Origin of the sequence: Nostoc sp. ChiSLP03a (assembly GCF_034531215.2) — a bacterium.
GTDB lineage: Bacteria > Cyanobacteriota > Cyanobacteriia > Cyanobacteriales > Nostocaceae > Nostoc.
The window spans coordinates 1-18075 of sequence record NZ_JAVRBQ020000099.1; the positions used below are offsets into that span (position 1 = coordinate 1).

Annotated in this window: 15 protein-coding genes; 11 read left to right on the plus strand and 4 right to left on the minus strand. The window is 41.6% G+C overall.

Annotated elements, in window-relative coordinates:
• The first annotated feature begins 522 nt into the window (after window positions 1-522).
• From RMY32_RS16190 to RMY32_RS16220, 7 genes are all read left to right on the plus strand, one after another.
• Window positions 523-1755 (plus strand): damage-control phosphatase ARMT1 family protein, encoded by a 1233-nt coding sequence (locus tag RMY32_RS16190; protein ID WP_322712556.1) that lies wholly within the window; start codon window positions 523-525, stop codon window positions 1753-1755.
• A gap of 126 nt (window positions 1756-1881) precedes the next feature.
• Entirely contained in the window at window positions 1882-2097 is a 216-nt protein-coding gene (locus tag RMY32_RS16195) for a hypothetical protein (protein ID WP_181928639.1), read from the plus strand.
• Between the two features lie 7 nt (window positions 2098-2104).
• Complete coding sequence (locus tag RMY32_RS16200) at window positions 2105-2530, plus strand: type II toxin-antitoxin system VapC family toxin (protein WP_322672214.1); 426 nt, start codon at window positions 2105-2107, stop codon at window positions 2528-2530.
• A gap of 121 nt (window positions 2531-2651) precedes the next feature.
• Window positions 2652-4220 carry a metallophosphoesterase gene (locus tag RMY32_RS16205; RefSeq protein WP_322712557.1) on the plus strand — a complete coding sequence of 523 codons (1569 nt, stop codon included), beginning with the start codon at window positions 2652-2654 and terminating at the stop codon, window positions 4218-4220.
• Between the two features lie 357 nt (window positions 4221-4577).
• Entirely contained in the window at window positions 4578-5336 is a 759-nt protein-coding gene (locus RMY32_RS16210) for a YebC/PmpR family DNA-binding transcriptional regulator (RefSeq protein ID WP_322712558.1), read from the plus strand.
• 315 nt (window positions 5337-5651) lie between these two features.
• Complete coding sequence (locus tag RMY32_RS16215; protein ID WP_322712559.1) at window positions 5652-5828, plus strand: hypothetical protein; 177 nt, start codon at window positions 5652-5654, stop codon at window positions 5826-5828.
• Window positions 5829-6020: 192 nt separating this feature from the next.
• Window positions 6021-6422: a nuclear transport factor 2 family protein gene (locus RMY32_RS16220; protein WP_322712560.1), complete on the plus strand. Its 402-nt coding sequence runs from the start codon at window positions 6021-6023 to the stop codon at window positions 6420-6422.
• Window positions 6423-6516: 94 nt separating this feature from the next.
• Here the strand turns inward: RMY32_RS16220 and RMY32_RS16225 are convergent, their stop codons facing one another.
• The 3 genes from RMY32_RS16225 to RMY32_RS16235 form a co-directional block, all read right to left on the minus strand.
• Window positions 6517-6828, minus strand: coding sequence for an RNA-binding protein (locus RMY32_RS16225; protein ID WP_322672219.1), 312 nt, complete (start codon window positions 6826-6828; stop codon window positions 6517-6519).
• A gap of 1019 nt (window positions 6829-7847) precedes the next feature.
• A complete protein-coding gene (locus tag RMY32_RS16230) occupies window positions 7848-9245 on the minus strand; it encodes a hypothetical protein (RefSeq protein WP_322712561.1) in 1398 nt (465 codons plus the stop codon).
• A 167-nt stretch (window positions 9246-9412) separates the two neighbouring features.
• The gene (locus tag RMY32_RS16235; protein ID WP_322712562.1) at window positions 9413-9919 is read right to left on the minus strand and encodes a helix-turn-helix transcriptional regulator; all 507 of its coding nucleotides are present in this window, start codon (window positions 9917-9919) and stop codon (window positions 9413-9415) included.
• A 493-nt stretch (window positions 9920-10412) separates the two neighbouring features.
• Between RMY32_RS16235 and RMY32_RS16240 the strand changes: the two genes are divergently transcribed.
• The 3 genes from RMY32_RS16240 (at window position 10413) to RMY32_RS16250 (ending at window position 15807) form a co-directional block, all read left to right on the plus strand.
• On the plus strand, window positions 10413-10697 hold the full coding sequence (locus tag RMY32_RS16240; protein ID WP_322712563.1) for a hypothetical protein: 285 nt from the start codon (window positions 10413-10415) through the stop codon (window positions 10695-10697).
• A 283-nt stretch (window positions 10698-10980) separates the two neighbouring features.
• Entirely contained in the window at window positions 10981-12429 is a 1449-nt protein-coding gene (locus RMY32_RS16245) for an efflux RND transporter periplasmic adaptor subunit (protein ID WP_322712564.1), read from the plus strand.
• 75 nt (window positions 12430-12504) lie between these two features.
• Window positions 12505-15807 carry an efflux RND transporter permease subunit gene (locus RMY32_RS16250; RefSeq protein ID WP_322712566.1) on the plus strand — a complete coding sequence of 1101 codons (3303 nt, stop codon included), beginning with the start codon at window positions 12505-12507 and terminating at the stop codon, window positions 15805-15807.
• A 72-nt stretch (window positions 15808-15879) separates the two neighbouring features.
• Here the strand turns inward: RMY32_RS16250 and RMY32_RS16255 are convergent, their stop codons facing one another.
• Complete coding sequence (locus RMY32_RS16255; protein ID WP_322712567.1) at window positions 15880-16356, minus strand: NAD(P)H-quinone oxidoreductase subunit N; 477 nt, start codon at window positions 16354-16356, stop codon at window positions 15880-15882.
• Window positions 16357-17355: 999 nt separating this feature from the next.
• On the opposite strand from RMY32_RS16255, the gene rplC reads away from it, so the two are divergent.
• The gene (gene rplC, locus RMY32_RS16260) at window positions 17356-17988 is read left to right on the plus strand and encodes a 50S ribosomal protein L3 (protein WP_322712578.1); all 633 of its coding nucleotides are present in this window, start codon (window positions 17356-17358) and stop codon (window positions 17986-17988) included.
• Window positions 17989-18075 lie beyond the last annotated feature (87 nt).

Genomic DNA, 18075 nt, shown 5'->3' on the forward strand with positions numbered 1-18075 from the left:
TTCCCCGCCTCCCATCCTGAAGAAGAATTTACCTTCCCCCGCACTATGTCCACTACCTTCTGGCAGGCGTTGTGTAGTGTACAGGCAAGCAGACGCTGTTTTCCCATGTGCATATCTCAGTTTAACCCTCTGGGGATTCACAATAGACAATTTAGGAGTGCTAAAATCAATCTCCGCATTTCCCTATAATTTTAGACACGATAAATCGCCGTCTCTACAATAGACTTATTGCATAAGTCGGGAAAAGGAAAAGGGGGAAGGGGAAAAGGTTCTGTATTGTCCCCTTCCCCTTTAACTAAAACCTTTTCCCCAAGAGTGCAAAAAGCACTTTTGTAAGAGGTCTAATAATCAGTCTTTGGTCTTGACGGTGATTTATCGCGTCTGAGATAATACTTTTGTGACCTTATTAAATACTTTGTTTGCAGCTATTGGTCGATTTATTCCGCTTTTGCGTTGATTAGGTTTGAAAGAAAGTTGCACACAGCGTTAGAATAACTGAAAATATAAGGAAAATCAAAGTTTGTGGCGAATATATCCCACATCCCCAAATTACCGATACCACCGTCTCTTTTGGGGTCAGAAGTTGGTTCTTTTACTGAGTTTACAGTTACTCAACGAATGCCTGCGATCGCTCGCAAAGTTATCGCAGAAAATAATTTCTCGTCTGAAATTAATACCAGCTTAGAAAATCTGGCAAGAGAACTGCCAGCAGGATATGTGCAACCTCTTTTAAATAAGACTGCTGGAGATTTTTCAGCCTGGAATACACATTTAGAATTATACAAAGGTCAGCGTTGGCTAGATGTTCCTTGGTTTTTTGCCGAAACTTATTTTTTTCGGTTGATTATAGAAATTACTAATTATTTTCGCCCTGGCGTCTGGCAAGGTATCGATCCATTTGAGTTACAAAAATCTCAAAGTTTAGAAGCATCTCTGGATTCGATTATTCTACTGTGTGGTCAGGCTAACAATTGGTTAGATAATTCACAACTCAAGGGAGAATCAAATCAAACAGCTTTAATAGCACTATTATATTTTGCTTTGTGGGGAAATCGAGTAGACTTAAGTTTATGGTCAGCATCCGAGAGCGATCGCAGTCGTTTTGATATTCAAACCCAACTAGCTCATATTTTAGTAAATGATGCCCCCCAAGTCACTGAATTGCTAATCAACTCTCAAGGAGGACGGATTGATTTTATTGTAGACAATGCTGGTTTTGAACTTGTTTGTGATTTATGTTTAGTAGATTTTTTATTAAATAGCAGATTGGCTAATCGGATTTACCTACACTTAAAGCCACATCCGACTTTTGTATCTGATGCCATGATTAAGGATGTACATGATACAATAAATTTTTTAGCCGCTACTGTAAATCAACAACTTACATCCTTTACCCAAAGACTGCAAGACAATATTGCATCAGGGCGTTTAGTACTATCTGAAGATTACTTTTGGACATCGCCTTTAGCCTTTTGGGAAATACCCAACTGCCTCAAAAATGAGTTAGCCAATGCGAGTTTGGTTATAGTAAAAGGAGATGCCAATTATCGCCGATTATTAGGCGATCGCCACTGGGATCTTACCACTGACATTGCAGATATAGTTTGTTACCTACCCGTGCCAATGGTAGCTCTACGCACCCTAAAATCAGAAGTAGCAGTTGGTTTAAAGCCAGAAGTTATTGAGAAAGTAGCAAAATCTGACTCTTCTTGGTTGACAAATGGACAGTGGGGTGTGATTCAGTTGGTGATTTAGGCAATTTTGAAAAATCGAGATAATTTGTAAAAGAAGTATACGTATCTTCACTACTTCTACGGTCGTCTACCCTACCCGTATCACCACAACCAGCTTAGGATAGATTAGAACAACTTTCTAAGGAAAATGGTAGAAAAAATCACAGCTGTGTTTAATGGCAAAGTGTTCTATCCGGCTGAACCGATCGCACTGCCAATTAATACCCGCGTGCGAATCAGTATTGAAATTTTACCGCCAAGCGAACATGAAACGGTATCATTTTTGCAAACAGCGCGATCGCTCAACCTCGAAGGGCCGCCTGATTGGTCTGCCAATATAGATAAATATTTGTACAGTAAATAAACTTTTCATGCATTCTGAAGTCTTTCTTGATACATCATTTGCCATTGCCTTATCTGCACCGAGCGATCGCTTGCATGACCGAGCCTTACATCTGGCTAAAATGTTACAAGCAGCAGAAACTCGTTTGGTGACAACACAGGCGGTAATGTTAGAAATTGGCAATGCCTTATCCCAACAACCTTATCGTCAGGCAGCAATCATATTATTAAATTCTCTAGTAGCAGACTCCAAAGTAGAAATTGTCCCCCTTTCTCAAGAACTCTACGAACGTGCTTTCCAGCTATATCGAGAACAAACAGAGAAAGAATGGGGATTTGTCGATTGCGTATCTTTTATTGTTATGCAATATAGCGGCATCACTGAAGCACTAACCGCTGATGAGCATTTTCAACAAGCAGGCTTTCGAGCCTTACTGCGAGAAAATTTGCCGTAAGGATTTGGGAATTGGGTATGAGACATTAATTATTCACAGATGACAAATGACAAATGACTAATGACAATTAAATATTTCGTTACAATTGGCGTGTGCGTTAGGCATTCAAGAGTTATCAGCCATGAAATTGATTTCCGATCCACCGATTCCTGTAAAAATTCAAAAGATGAAGGAACGGGTGCGGTGGATGCATCCAAGTTTTGTGCAACGGGGAATTGACCAAACCAGTCTAGTTATTGACGATCGCAGGCAGGATAATCCAGAATTTTCCTTTATGGTTATTGGTGATTCTGGTACTCAATCCCATTATCGACAACACCCCCAACGAAAGGTTGCCGAACTGATGCTGACTCACCGCGATGATTGCAGCTTTGTGTTGCACACTGGTGATGTAATCTATGTGGTGGGTTCCCAAGAATATTATTCAACAAACTTTATTGAGCCTTACCGGGAATTTCTTGTCGGTGGTGACAACCCAAAAAGCATTCCTTACAATCGTATGGTGTTTAATCTGCCGTTTTTGCCAGTACTTGGTAATCATGATTACTACGATGTACCGTTGATGTACCGTTTATTTACTGGCACAACATCGTCACTGCGTCGCCTGTTCCGCTACAAAGACATTGAGATTGGTTGGCATGGATCGTATCAAGGTAATGCTTATGCACGAGCATTTATGGACTACACCCAGGCAATGTCTCCACAAGAATTAGAACACCATTTAGATCGGCACTACACCGCAAAGACCGACACAGGGCGCTGTTTGCGTTATCAACCCGGACAGTTTACCCGTTTACCCAATCGCTATTACACCTTTCGTTACGGCGGGATTGACTTTTTTGCACTGGATTCTAATACCTTTAATACACCATCACCATTACCTGCAACTCAAGAGGGAGAAATTTCCCGTCGGGAATTACAAAAGCGTCGCCAGGAAATAGATCGAGAAGAATTAGAGATTTTGAAAATATGCGATCGCCTCAACCCAGATAAACCCACGGAAGCGGAACAACTCGATGACCTTAGTGCCAAATTAGACCAAATCAACGAAATCAAAATCGATATTGAAAAACAACTAGCATCTCATCAAATGCCTGCGATCGATTTTGAACAACTTGAATGGTTGCGAAGCAGACTAATCGAATCTTGGAATAACTCACAGGTGCGCGGACGTGTAATCTTTTTCCACCATCCTCCCTACGTCACAGAAGCTACCAAATGGAATCAGGCACAAACCTTGGCGGTTCGTCACCGTTTGCGCTGGGTATTTGAACAAGTAGCAGAAATTCTTGGTACTCTAATTAAAGAACGCCCCATAGTCGATTTGATTTTAAACGGTCACGCTCACTGTTTGGAGCATCTTTGCACAACTGACACCGGATTTGCAGACTCGCATATTAACTGTATTATCTCTGGTGGAAGCGGTCATCGTCCCCGCTATCAACGGCGAGAAGGGACTGAATTAATGGAAACTTTTGCTGAGATTGCAGGTAAACCCACTCGGAAAGTTGCGGATTCAACGTTATTTGTGGGCCGTCATAACTACAATTTCCAGAAGCGACTGCCTTATTCATGTGTGCGGATTGATGTTCAAGATGGTAGCCCGCCCAAGTTTATCATTAGACCGTTGATTACTGAACGGTTTGAACAAGAGTGGCATAATACGGAACTGGAACCTTTTGCGATCTAAACGAGATGCGAAGTAATTAGACTTCTTGGCATTTGTCGGGAAAAGGAGAAGGGCGAAAGGGCAAAGGTTTTGTGCTGTCCCCTTCCCCTTTAACCTTTTTCCTTTTCCCAACTCTTGCAACAGTCTTTTTTGCAAGAGACTCCATAAGTGGAACTCACAAGGAACAATAAAAATATCTCTTCCCCAGTCCCCAGTCCCTATTTTTAAGGCAGGTCTATTGAACTACACATTCCTCATCTCACTTGAAAATTAAATCTCAGCGCTGCATCTTAGCGAACTTTTACCAAATGCACCTTTGCATTCAGATAAAAGCTAGGTATATCCTAATCTTGAATAGAGTTACGATCGTCGCAAATTATGGCAGGACATAGTAAATGGGCAAATATTAAGCGCCAGAAAGCGTTAGTAGATGCAAAAAAGGGAAAAACCTTCACTCAGTTATCCAGGGCGATTATCGTTGCGGCTAGAAGCGGCGTCCCAGATCCGGCGCTGAATTTTCAACTTCGCACGGCAGTTGACAAGGCTAAGGCTGCGAGTATTCCCAATGATAATATTGAACGAGCGATCGCTAAAGGTGCAGGCACTTTTGGCGGCGATAGTGCTACTTTTGAAGCGATTCGCTACGAAGGTTATGGCCCTTGTGGTGTAGCGATTTTAATCGAAGCCCTCACAGATAATCGCAATCGCACTGCTGCTGACTTGCGTGTAGCTTTTAGTAAAAATGGTGGCAATCTTGGTGAAACAGGTTGCGTTAGCTGGATGTTTGAACAAAAAGGTGTTTGTGTGGTGCAGGGTGTAGTTGACGAAGAACAGCTTTTAGAAGCATCACTCGAAGGCGGTGCCCAGTCTTATGAGATGACTGAAGATGAGATGGCTGAGATTTTTACTGATATTGGAAATTTAGAAATTCTTAGTCAGACACTCAAAAATCAAGGCTTTAAAGTAACTGATGCCGAATTGCGCTGGATTCCTAGTAATAGTGTAGAAGTTACCGATCCCGATCGGGCGCGATCGCTTTTCAAGTTAATTGATACTCTAGAAGGCTTGGATGACGTGCAAAATGTCACAGCTAACTTTGAAATATCAGAAGAATTAATGTCTATTACCATTTCTTAATCAAAATTAATCCAAGTATCATAGCTAAATTACAGCTATTTGGATGATGTCCAGATTGTTACATTTAAGATTGAAATACCAGCAAGTATTTTTTAGCTAAGTATTCCTCGTCAGCCCATAGGATTCAATTAAGCTTTTTTGATTGAAAATTCTAGCTTGTATAGACGGCGATTCATCGCGTCTCTTGCTTTAACCGAGTAAATCCTACATTTGACGAATGTAAAAATAGACATGAAAGGTTCATCTCAATTACAAACTTATGACATACCTCTATTGGATAGTTAAATTGTTGATTACCTAATGAGGATTTTTCAAGTGAATAAGTTCGCTAAAGCTTTACTTTTGGCTCTAATTTTTGCTGCACCTGTAACCGCTTTTGCATCTCAAGCTCAAGCTAAAACTATCCATCATCCTAGCGTAAAATCTGCTAAAGTTCATCACATTAAACATCACAGACATCATGCTAAAAAACTAGTTCATAAACACTTATAAATAGTTACTATTAGTCGTAAAAGTTTCTAGTAGTTCTGTAATCAAGTTTAGTGTTGGTTTCTCTGAAAAGATAACTGTATTATTTAACCCCCGCTGGAATCCCTACCAACAGCGGGTTTTTTTATTAACTTGCTCAAGGGTGCGATCGCCTAATCCTATCTGGTACCATTCAATTTAGTCTTCAAAACATATATGAAAGCAGATTATTTAGAAGAATCACTTTTTCATGAGTTGGAGGAGCGTTTGCTTCAACCCGATGTCCGAAAATCAGCGACAGATATCATGGATTTACTTGCTGACGAGTTCATTGAATTCGTCAGCTCAGGGCGTGTTTTTAATAAACAGCAAATTATCGAGAGCTTGCAGAATGAATCCATCCAACCTCTGACTCAAAGATTGATAACAGAATTCAAAACATTAGTTTTAGCAACAGGGGTTGTTTTAGTAACTTATCGTATAGTCAGACATATATCTGGGAAACAACCTGTTCATTCGTTGCGAAGTTCCATCTGGAAATTAAACAACGATCAATGGAAAATGATCTTTCATCAAGGCACTTTAGTTAGAGAATCATCAGTGCAGTATGATGAGTAATTGGCCAAAATTATTTAGAATCAAAGAGAATCAAAGTTTTGCATAAAAAAGGCTCAAGCATTCCTGCCTGAGCCTTTTCTAAATTCAATTAAGCTTAGTAGCGGTTGTTGCTACGGTTGTAGCCGCCGCCACCACGATTCCCAAAGGAACCACCACTTCTGTCTTCTTTGGGCTTGGCTTTATTTACTTTGAGGTCGCGACCAAGCCATTCAGCACCATCAAGAGCTTCAATAGCTTTTGCTTCTTCATCTTCTGAACTCATTTCCACAAAAGCAAAGCCGCGTAAACGACCTGTTTCACGGTCAGTGGGTAGTTGAACGCGCTTTACAGCACCATATTCTGCAAATACAGCACTCAGCGCATCCTGTGTAACATCATAGGAGAGGTTACCAACGTAAATTGACATCAAATGTCTCCAAAATCATAAGTTTGTAGAGATTTAGATTTCGGAGAGAAGTCTGTAATACCAAAAGGAAAAAGCCTGTCAATACTAAAAACAAACACTGTCGCCGAATTAATTCTCATTTCACTTGCCATGATGACATAGCAACCAACTTTCTGGGCAAAAGTTTGAAAAACTGTTATAAAAAGTTATATAAGCGGTTAATAGCTAGATGCTGGCTAGTCTAAAAACGGGTGAGGCTCTAGTGAACCGCACCCACAAGATTGCTACATTAAATCTAGTTATGTCAGCCTAAGTCTAGTTACTTAATACTGCCCAGATTAGAAGTAGGGGTGTGAAAGTCCCGTATCTTCAGTAGACCTCTTGTCCTGGACTTAGGGTTTCTTTTACTTTTATTCCCACTATTTTATTCACTTCTTCTACCAATTTCATCTCGTCTATTATTCCCGCTACTATTCCGTTTAGGGTCTATATCTAGGACTTTTATTACTTCTTTTGGCTCTTTCATGGCTTTTCTTCTCTCTGCCTCATTCGATTATTTTAATAGAAAAATAGCCTGAAATGATTACCAGTTAGTCGTTTCAGGCTTAATGTTATCCAAATTCATATTTATTAAATCCGATTTAATATCTGCGGAATGCTGACTTTTCCCGTTAAGTCGTGAAACAATGAAATAGCAAGGGTTTCACACTATGTCTTATTCTCAACAAATTAATTTTAATGACAATAATTCATGAGAAAATAGGGCTTTAGGCTAGCGGTATAGTAAGCGATCGCTCCATCAAGGAGATAACGGGAAAAGTCAGATTCTTTGGTGTGGTCAACTAGATTCTTCGCAGCGCTCAGTCACCGCTTCGCTACAACTGGCTTGCTCCCGAAAATGAGGTAAGAAACGACGACTTTGTAAAGGTTGGTAAAGGCTTGTAGTAAAGGGTTGGGGCTGCCAATACTGAGTAACTTCCTTGCGTAGTCGAAGCTGGGCTATATGGGTAGGAAAACAAGGTTATTTTAAGATTTGCTCTCTATTCCTTGTTCTGTTGAGAAAATTCTGAAAATAATCTTTGAAAAGTTTGTGTTCCAAATACACCCAAAGCAATGCCCCCAGCTACAGTTAATATCATAGATCCAATTCCACCTCCTGCGCCTAGCAAAGCCAACATTCCCACTCCCATAAGACTAAAAAACCAAGTCCATTGAAACTTCCCAAAAAAAGCCATAAGTCCAGTCGTCGTCAAAGCTCCTACCTCTGCTAAAACTAAAGCCCCAGCACTAGACCCTTGTCCTGCAAGAGCCAAAACCTCTACCCCACCCCAAAGTGAAGCTAAACTCAAACAGGACGTTAACGCCATGCCCCAACTTACCTTTCCTAATAAAGCCCCTATTCCCAAAAAAAGCGGAACAATAGTTGAGATAACTTTCAAGATTACAATCATTGCTTCAGCTGCTATGGGGGATAAACCCACTGTTATTGCAATAGCCTTAGCTATCGGGCTTCCTACAAACAAACCTACTGCCACTGCCATTCCTCCAGCGACAGCTCCAGCAATTAACCAAGCTATAAACGCCTTAGTCCTTACTCTAGCCTCAGTCTCTACTTCAGCCCACTCAACTTCAATCCACTCATCACTTTTTGACGATGCTTGTGTCTTTGTCCTTGTTCCGGGTAAAAGTCCAGCCACTGCTGCCTTCTGTACACAAGCTGCCAAGAATAAAGCTCCATCAAATGTTTTAACTAAAGCTCCAGCTTCAGTTCCTGGCAAAATTCCTGTGTATATTAAAACTCCACTTATGGTTAGGATTTTAGGAAAATTTTTCTGTAATTGTCTTAATAAAAATTCACTTTGAGACAGATAGATCAATATTTGCTGTGAGAATATTTGTCTCTCAACTAATCCTTGAATGAACCATTTCCAAAAATTAGGAATTTGATTATATTTATTTATTTCTGGTTCTAGTTGTTGATTATAAAAATAATTTAAAAATTCACTTACTTCCAAAATTTTCAAACTATAACTTTGCTTTTTTGGGATTTTCGGTAATATAGACTTATACAAATCTGGGCAACGAGTTATAATTAACTCAATATTTGGCTGATATAAAACAGCAACAGACAAATTTACTGCTACCTCATACTTAACATTAGAATTATCTACAATACTAGATATTAATGGGTGAAGAGTAAACTCATCAACAGAGCAGATTGTATTGATTTGTTTGATTAAAGAAATTGCCAAATCACCTTGATGATTATGTTTTTCGGCATCATCGTATATCTCTTTTAGTGTTGCTATTGTAATGTATCCCTCAAGATTGGATTCCTGGGATTCCATTAATTTCAATATAGATGCTGAATCTTCTACAAAATTTTTTCTCTCTAGCAAAACATCTAACCAAACTTCCTTGTCTATTAAGGCTCGCATAATCAATTACATTCCCCTTGAAAATCTTGTGTTTATTATTTAATTGATAATTAGAAATAGCTATTTTCATCAATTTTTTTATGCTTTGAGAAATAACCGTTTACTCCCCCACCTTTCCTTCAAGCAGAAATCAAGGGTTTCGGCAATTTTTCAGCAGAAGTGAATAACTAGTTTGAGAGTCTATGTATTTGCGCTGGTATCGGTGAATTATCAGTTACTGAAGTTTCATCTTCAATAATTTCAATAGTTATTGGATACGGCTTATTCTCATCAGTATTATCTGCTTCTTTAGGCTTTAGAAGCCCACGCGCTTGTGCTAACACCGATGAATTATCAGTTACTGAAGTTTCATCTTCAATAATTTCAATGGTTATTGGATACGGCTTATTCTCATCAGTATTATCTTCTTCTTTAGGCTTTAGAAGCCCACGCGCTTGTACTAACACCGATGAATCTACTGCACTTGGAACATACTTAATCAAGTCAGCTACCTGACAGTTAAGAGTTTCGCATAGCTTGAGTACTTTCTCAATGCATTCCAGACCACTCCTGCCTTTTTCCCAGTTAGCAATTGTGGTTTCTGTGACTCCAACCTTTTGAGATAACTGGTGTTGAGTTAGTCCTGCTCGTTCACGAAGTTCTGCGATCTTTGATTCTAATCGTGTATTTTCCATAGGGGTAGGGGGTTTACTTATGGCACAGTTCCATTATAACTAAGTTTGCCTAAATTATTTTAGGCAAACTAGTTGCAACTATAAATTTATTTAGGTAAAGTATTATAAAAGGTAATCAAGGTTGAAGTCTAACGCAACAGGTATCACCATAGTGCCAAAACGGAAAAATTGTACGCTAAGGCTGTAATCCCTGTACAGCATTAGTTTCAGCTTGGTATGTCTGAAGTAATATTTCATCAGATAGAGACATAATTTGAAGTTCGGTTTAAGAAACGTTGATGACTACATTTCTTTCTTTGCATCTAAAAGCCAGTTTTGAGAGCTTTTTCAAAGCCAATCCTACGCAAAAACTCTGCCCGGTCATAGCTTAGAAATTTTCTTAGCGTACAAAAAACCTTTTTGGCACAGTGATGCCGATTTTAACCTTTGAAATAGTATTTTAAAACATTCATAATGGATGGCTTTTAGAAATTTAAAATAAGGAAAAATCGAAATGAACAACAAAGCCAAATCCATTATTGACATTCAACCTGATGATAAATCAGAATCTGGATTTATCAATAATGCTAAAAACGCTGTAAGTAAAGCACTAGAGCAAACTCCTTCGATTATTTTTGCAGGGGTAGTTGGTTTGGCACTTCTGGGAGTGGTTGCTATGTATGGACTTTCGGTAATTAAGTCATCAGATTGCGGAGGATCATTAAGCTTTAAATCATCGCAGTCATCCCAAGAGTTTGAGTTTAAGAAGGAGGCGTGTAACAAAACCTTAGATGACTAAGGGCTAAATAAATACAAGTCTTCTACTAAGGGCAGATTGCAAGAAATTTAAAAATATTTATACTGAGTTAAGAATTGCATCGTCAGCTAAAAAGCGGGCGACTCAATTTAATGAGTTAAAGTGGTGAGAAATTTTTTCAAATAAAAAGTAATTTTTGATACAAAATTCTGCAAGAAGATAGCCAATTGACTCTCGCCGCTTTTCACTATTCATAATGTCTCAAAATTACTTGGTAATGCACGGCTGTTTAACCCAAAAAGCTCACCAAATACGCGAAAAATAAATGATTTTGGACAGAAATAAGCCGCACAAGCAGGCGAAAATCTCACCTTTGGCAGCCGCTAACCAGGTAATTAATACCCAGTTAAATTCAGTTATGAAGACTGATGTGGCTGTTGCAGATGTAAAAAATAGTTTTGACACAAAGGTGTCTTCTCCTTTTGCATCCAAATTATTGATTCCCTGTCTGCTGGGCATAGGACTGCTGACAGCGAATTGTGGAGCGCTACCCAAGGAAGAAGCGGCTGATGCACAATCTCAGAGTCCTGGTAGCGGACAACGTGGTGGTGCAACACCTGTAGATGCGGCGATCGCTCGAACTGATACGCTGCAAACACAGCCAGAATACACAGGTAATACAACACCCTTCCGAATTGTGTCACTGCGATCGCAAGTAGAAGCTCGGTTGTTGGCTTTGAACCTTGATGTCGGCGATGCAGTCAAGCTTGGGCAAAACGTTGGGCGGTTAGATGATGCCATACTTTCGACCGAATTAAAGCAAGCAGAAGCAGAGCTAGCAGCCCTCAAATCAGAAGTAGCCAGGGCAACCAATCAGGTAAGCAATGCTCGTGCAGACGTTGAACGAGCGCGCCTAGAAGTAGTACAAGCTCAAGCAGATTCAGAGCGGCAGCAGAGGTTGTTTAAGGCTGGAGCGATCGCTGAACAAACTGCCCAGCAAGCACGTACCCAGGCACAAACAGCCGCCCAGGCACTCCGGGCAGCCCAAGAACAAGTTCGGACAGAACAGCAAGCCGTCGCTGCCGCCCAAGGTAGAGTACTTGCTCAACAGGCATTGGTTGCCCAAACCAAAGAGCGCAGGTCTTATACTCGGCTGGTATCTCCGATCGCTGGCGTAGTCACAGAAAAGGTGACAGAACCAGGCAACCTGCTGCAAGCAGGTAACGAAGTCTTAAAAATTGGCGACTTTAGCCGTGTCAAAGTCGTCGTCCAAGTTTCGGAATTAGAACTGGCACAAATTCAAGTTGGGCAATCTGTACAAGTCCGTTTAGATGCCTTCCCCAAAGAAACATTAATTGGCAGAGTTACCCGCATTTCCCCTGCTGCCGACGCTACAGCTCGCTTAATACCTGTAGAAGTAGTGATTCCCAACACTCAAGGTAAGATTGGTAGCGGACTACTGGCGCGAGTCAACTTTCAAAACCAGACTCAACAGCGGGTAGTAGTACCGCAAACAGCGATTCAAAAACAAGCAGGGGCAGCAAAGGCAGCACAAAAAGAGCAAGAAAACTTGTCGGGGACGCTATTTGTGGTGAAAGACACAGATGGTAAGACGAAAGTAGCGACGCGTGCAGTTACTTTAGGAAAAAGGGCTGATGGCAAAGTGGAAATTTTATCCGGTTTGCAAGCAGGAGAGCGCTACGTTGTTCGTAGTGGTAAGCCGTTAAAAGAAGGTGACACTGTAAGTCTTTCAATTCTTTCAGAAAAGCAATAGTAGGGTGGGGAGTAACCACCATATTAATGAAAAAAGTACTCAGTAGTCAGCACTTAGCACTTATCACTTAGTATCATGCAACAGGCAAATAATAATAGTGGCAATAGCGGATTTAGCCTGAGTGCGATCGCTATCCGCCAACACATTGGCACACTCATGCTCACCGTGGCAGTAATTGTCATTGGGGTATTTTTTCTCACAACGATCCAAGTCGATCTCCTACCATCAATTACCTATCCCCGAATTGGGGTGCGGCTAGAAGCTCCTGGTATTTCACCAGAAGTAGCAGTAGATGAAATCACCAGACCCTTAGAAGAAGCTTTAAGGGCAACTGAGAATGTAGTGCAAGTTTTTTCCCGCACCCGTGAAGGACAAGTCAGCCTCGATTTATACTTCCAACCAGGGGGCGATATTGACCAAGCTTTAAACGATGCTACTGCTGCTTTTAACCGAAATCGAGGACAACTACCAGATACAATAGAGGAGCCGCGCTTATTCAAAGTCGATCCTTCTCAATTGCCGGTTTATGAATTGGCGCTGACATCTGCCTCGTTACCAGGGAAAGATTTACGCGTATTTGCTGATGAAGAGTTAACGCGTGAACTCAGTGTAGTACCAGGAGTCGCTTCTGTTGACGTATCCGGCGGTGCAGAAGAAGAAGTACGAGTGCTTGTTGACTTAAACCGATTGCAAGCTTTGGGTGTCGGGTTAAATGATGTCTTAGATGAATTAACAGCCCGTAACCAAGACACTTCTGGCGGTCGGATTCTGGGGCAAAATTCCGAGCCATTAACTCGGACTGTCGGACGCTTTCAAAATGCTAAGGAAATTGAAAACCTTTCCTTAGAAGTTTCCTCCCCTGCCTCCTCTGCCTCCCCTGCTTCCCCTGCTTCCACTACTTCCCCTACACCTTCCCGCCGCGTCTACTTGCGAGACTTTGCAGAAGTAATTGATGATACAGAAGAACAGCGAGTTTTTGTTTATCTGAATCGTCAGCCTGCGGTGAAATTTTCAGTCCAAAAGCAGCCTGAAGCTAACACGATCGCAGTTGTAGATGCCGTTAAGCGGCGAATTGAACAATTACGACAATCGGGTTTAATTCCAGCAGACATGACTTTGAGTCCGACCACAGATGAATCTGTCTTTATCCGCAATTCTTTAAATGATGTCATCTTTTCGGGGATTTCTGGGGCATTGTTAGCAGCAGCAGCTGTGTTGTTATTTTTAGGATCGTTCAGGCAAACATTCATTATCAGTTTGACGATTCCGCTGTGTACTCTGGCGGCGATCGCTTTAATGAGAATATTTGGTTTAACCTTGAATGTTTTTAGTTTGGCAGGTCTGACATTAGGAGTCGGTCAAGCAATTGATACATCGGTTGTGATTTTGGAGAACATTTCCGAAAAAGCGGGGATGACTCCCAATCAGAGGGAGATGGAGGCAGGGGAGCAGGGGAGCAGAGGAGCAGAAAAGAAAGGGAGAAATTCCAAATTCTTTATTGACACTGCCATTAATGCTTCCCAAGAAGTAGAATCTGCTTTAGTTGCTGCTACAGGTGCCAACTTAGTTTCTGTAGTGCCATTCTTATTAATTGGCGGCTTTATTGCACTGCTATTTAATGAACTGATTTTAACAATTAGCTTTGCAGTCGCAGCATCTCTGGTTGTCGCCATTACAGTAGTACCGATGCTGTCTTCTCGACTTTTAGGAATTCGCTGGTCTAGTCGGATTAGTGAATTTTGGCTGCTTAGACAGTTTAATCAGCGATTTGAAGATGCAACGCGGGGATACAGTAACTTCTTAACCAAGGTCTTACGCTATCGGTTTTTCGTAGTAACTGCTGCTTTAGTAATTTTAGGCGGCAGTAGCTTTTTCATGTTTGGTCAAATTCCCCAAGAAATTTTACCCCGCATCAGTACCGGACAAGCTACCTTGAGAGCGCAGTTTCCTCCCGGTACACCTTTAGTAACTTCTCAAAAAGTTATGCAAATTGTCGATGACATTTTGCTCAAACAACCAGAAACCGAGTCTGCTTTTACAACTGTGGGTGGTAATTTATTTGGTAACAATACTACAGAAAATCCTTTACGTGCCAGTAGTACCATCAATCTGAAACCAGGCACAGATGTTGAAGCTTTCGTCAAAAAAGTAACTCCAGAATTTAACAAACTCAACTTAGCAGGAATTCTGCTACGCCTCAATCCTGGTCAGGTACGGGGTTTAATCTTGAGTAATTCTCCAGTGCAAGGGTCAGAAGTTGACGTGGTTCTGCAAGGTGAGAACGAAGAAAACTTAACGCAAGCCGGGGCCCAAGTGCTGCAAGCATTGCAAGAAAGAGCAAAATTAGCAACATTCCGACCAGATGCCGACCCCCGACAACCGGAAATCCAAATTCGCCCCGACTGGGAAAGGGTTTCAGCTTTAGGGTTGAGCGCTGGGCAAATTGGTGCAACAGTTCAAACAGCAATTGAAGGTTCAGTTCCCACGCAAATTCAACGCGGTAATCGTTTAGTTGATGTGCGGGTGCAGCTAAATAAAGAAGCCATTCAACGTCCTTCCCAGCTAGAACAATTACCGCTATTTACAGAAAACAATCAACTAATCCGGCTTTTTGATGTTGCGAACATTCAAGAAGGTCAAGCGCCTGGTGAGGTGCAACGGATTAATCAGCGCCAAGCTTTTATTGTCGCCGGAAATCTCAGCGAGGGAGCTAGTCTTGGTGAAGCGATCGCAGAAGTTAATCAGGTACTCAAAGATGTAGACTTACCTGATGGTGTTTCCATTGTGCCTAGTTCTGCCCAAGAAACTAATCAGCAACTTCAGGATGCTTTAAAAACTTTGGGGGCGTTGGCAACGTTCTTAATCTTTGTAGTCATGGCGGTACAATACAATTCGCTAATTGACCCATTGGTAATTATGTTCACCGTACCACTAGCGTTAGCTGGAGGAATTTTTGGACTTTACATTACCCAAACTGCAATTGGCGCAACTGTAATTGTTGGTGTCGTCCTGCTAGTGGGAATTGTGGTGAACGCGGGGATTCTGATGGTGGAACTGGCGAATCAAATTCGGGAAGAAGTTGGTTGTACTCGCCAAATTGCAATCCTAAAAGCTGCTCCTCAACGTTTGCGCCCAATTATCATGACTACAGTCACTACTATCTTGGGACTGTTTCCTTTGGCATTGGGCATTGGTGAAGGTTCTGAATTTTTGCAGCCTTTAGGGATTGTAGTTTTCTTTGGGATGGCGATCGCAACAATGCTGACATTATTTATCATCCCCTGTTTTTATATTCTGCTGCACGATTTGCTTGGTGGAAATTGGGCAAAGCCAGTGTTAATCCGATTGCGTGGAGTTACGAAAAAACTTATTAGCTAACGATCGTTGCTGATTGAATTGAGTCATTAGTCATTAGTTATGAGCAAATGATTAATGACTAATGACAAAGGACTAACTAGCTAACAGAGTTTTTTCCAGAGAAGTCCAACGGAAAGAGCGATCGCCACCCCTTTCAATGATTACTCTCACTCGTGGTTCTAGTTGAGGAAAATTCGTCAAATACTCAAGTTCCTCATTGGAAAGAATATGCCCTTCAATAATCCATAAGACCAGCCCCTTTGATTTTGGTGGTAGCTGTTCTAGATGAGAATTGAGAATTGGGGGTAAATAGTACACATGACCCACTGCGGCACCGCTACCAGTGCTTTTTTTTCCAAGATGAGGAGGTCTGACTCCATGAATTCTTGTGAGATACGCAGCTAAATCACCCAGTCCTTTAGCAGTAATGTGGAGGGTAGTATAGCCAGCTGCCCGTAGTCGGCGCTGATATCGACCTTCATAACCTCCTTCTAGAGGTACATACACTCCCAAAGCGCCAAACTTTTCCAGATCGCGGATTAAACCATTGCCAGTGGTAATTAGTGCCATAGATTTTCGTCTTATCCCACTTAGATATTTCTATTATTTACCCTGAACCGATAGATTAAAAGCAATTTTTTTGGGTATTGGGCATTGGGCATTGGGCATTGGGGATTAATTATTCTCCCCTGCTCCCCTGCTCCCTTGCTCCCTTGCTCCCTTGCTCCCTGCCCCCTGCCCCCTGCTCCCTTGCTTTTTCCCTACTCCCTAAAAATAACTCTATAAATTACTGGACAAACATAAATAAATAATTTATATTATTAGATTGTGACCAAAAACGCAAATTAGGTTAACTTTTTACTGTCATTCTGAGGTGGTGCTAGCATCAAAAACTGATGATTTAATCCAAATTGGATAATCTAGCTCAGAGCGATCGTAGACTGGTAAACTAAGAAAGCTTTCAGGTCAACATTAGAGCTTATGGAAGAATAACTAAAGTTAATCCTAAGCTCCAAGGTACGTTTACTCCTGTGCCTCAAAAAAAGCAGGCAAAAGCTTAAACAATAGTTTAAGGTGTTTAAGGAAGTAAAAACTGAGCAGCAATGTTGGTTTCATGGCATTACGTCAGTCTCAGTTAACGGATACTGGGCGGTAATAACCGCTTAAGTCCAACTGCAACACGGCAGTAGCCAATCTCCAAGAAGCCGCCTTCGGGCGCGTACAAATCGGAAAACCTGCCGACAGCGCTGCCTCCAGAAAGTGCCAGAGCAATTGCTTGGACAAAAGCATTGCTGCACGCAGCTTAAAGCTGTAGCGCCTTGCATTGATTCCAGAAGTTACTCCTTCCCAACGGGAAGAGACTTGTGGCTGTTCTAGCGATCTAGTGAGTGAAGCTAAACAGATTCACCAAGCAGTAAGGACACTGTTTGTTGTGTCCAAAAGCATTTGGAACGGTTTATTGAAACCATTCCAAATTTCGCAGGCTAACCCAGCCTAAACTGATGCGTACAAAGCGTGTCCTCTAGAGTCCAATTCCAAGGTCAGCAAGTAGAAGGAGAACCAGTTACTGTGTCTGTAGGTATTCTCGGCACCAAGCTGGGCATGACCCAAATATTTGACGAAGCAGGAGTGTCTATTCCTGTAACTGTCATTCAAGCAGGGCCATGCACCGTTACACAAGTTAAAACGAAAGAAACCGATGGTTACTTTGCCATTCAAGTTGGTTATGGCGAAGTCAAACCCAAGGCACTAAATAGACCACTACTGGGCCATTTGGCTAAATCATCTGCGCCAGCATTGCGTCACTTAAATGAATATCACACCGATAGCTCTAGTGATTATGCTTTAGGTCAACAGATTAAAGCAGATATTTTTAGCGCAGGTCAAATTGTCGATGTCGTCGGTACAAGCATCGGTCGCGGCTTTGCGGGAAACCAGAAGCGCAACAACTTTGCTCGTGGGCCCATGTCACACGGTTCCAAAAACCACAGAGCACCCGGTTCAATTGGTGCTGGTACAACACCCGGTCGTGTCTATCCAGGTAAGCGGATGGCAGGTCGTTTAGGTGGAAAACGTATTACAATCCGCAAACTGACCATAGTGCGAGTCGATCCAGAACGCAACTTATTGCTAATTAAAGGAGCTATTCCTGGTAAACCAGGCGCTCTAGTAAGTGTTGTGCCGGCAAAAATAGTGGGATAGTCAAAAGTCATTAGTCAGTAGTCATTAGTCAAAAGTCATTGGCTAAGGACAAAAGACAAATGCCAAATGACAAATGACAAAGGACAA

Bases quoted from the DNA above. Each gene is read 5' to 3' on its own strand.
- RMY32_RS16195 (WP_181928639.1), top strand. From the start codon at position 1,882: ATGGTAGAAAAAATCACAGCTGTGTTTAATGGCAAAGTGTTCTATCCG.
- RMY32_RS16200 (WP_322672214.1), top strand. From the start codon at position 2,105: ATGCATTCTGAAGTCTTTCTTGATACATCATTTGCCATTGCCTTATCT.
- RMY32_RS16205 (WP_322712557.1), top strand. From the start codon at position 2,652: ATGAAATTGATTTCCGATCCACCGATTCCTGTAAAAATTCAAAAGATG.
- RMY32_RS16210 (WP_322712558.1), top strand. From the start codon at position 4,578: ATGGCAGGACATAGTAAATGGGCAAATATTAAGCGCCAGAAAGCGTTA.
- RMY32_RS16220 (WP_322712560.1), top strand. From the start codon at position 6,021: ATGAAAGCAGATTATTTAGAAGAATCACTTTTTCATGAGTTGGAGGAG.
- RMY32_RS16225 (WP_322672219.1), bottom strand. From the start codon at position 6,828: ATGTCAATTTACGTTGGTAACCTCTCCTATGATGTTACACAGGATGCG.
- RMY32_RS16230 (WP_322712561.1), bottom strand. From the start codon at position 9,245: ATGCGAGCCTTAATAGACAAGGAAGTTTGGTTAGATGTTTTGCTAGAG.
- RMY32_RS16235 (WP_322712562.1), bottom strand. From the start codon at position 9,919: ATGGAAAATACACGATTAGAATCAAAGATCGCAGAACTTCGTGAACGA.
- RMY32_RS16240 (WP_322712563.1), top strand. From the start codon at position 10,413: ATGAACAACAAAGCCAAATCCATTATTGACATTCAACCTGATGATAAA.
- RMY32_RS16245 (WP_322712564.1), top strand. From the start codon at position 10,981: ATGATTTTGGACAGAAATAAGCCGCACAAGCAGGCGAAAATCTCACCT.
- RMY32_RS16250 (WP_322712566.1), top strand. From the start codon at position 12,505: ATGCAACAGGCAAATAATAATAGTGGCAATAGCGGATTTAGCCTGAGT.
- RMY32_RS16255 (WP_322712567.1), bottom strand. From the start codon at position 16,356: ATGGCACTAATTACCACTGGCAATGGTTTAATCCGCGATCTGGAAAAG.